General features: G+C 63.8%; 1 protein-coding gene. It reads right to left on the reverse strand.

Translation table 11 applies throughout. The annotated features are described in order from the left end of the window. The coding region (locus EN850_RS35940) for a hypothetical protein (protein WP_136093099.1) at positions 1–282 on the reverse strand (282 nt) is incomplete at both ends.

Genomic DNA, 282 nt, shown 5'->3' on the forward strand with positions numbered 1-282 from the left:
CGCCGAACGTCGCCAGCTGCTCGCCGGCCTTGCGCACCAGCCTGGTCGGATCCTTCGGATCGAACACGTCCGTCAGCGCCTTGCCGTTGTACTCCATCGCCAGCTCTTCGGGCGTGGGCACTTCAGGGTTGGCATAGTTCCAGGCCAGGTCGCGCACCGGCTCCCACCACGCACCGCCGTCCTTCTCGTACATCGCCTTGATGCGATGGAACAGCTCGGACATGATCTCGATGTCGCTGCGCGCTTCGCCTGGCGGATTGGCACCATTCCAGTTCCACTGAA

The organism is Mesorhizobium sp. M8A.F.Ca.ET.207.01.1.1, assembly GCF_004794715.1.
GTDB lineage: Bacteria > Pseudomonadota > Alphaproteobacteria > Rhizobiales > Rhizobiaceae > Mesorhizobium.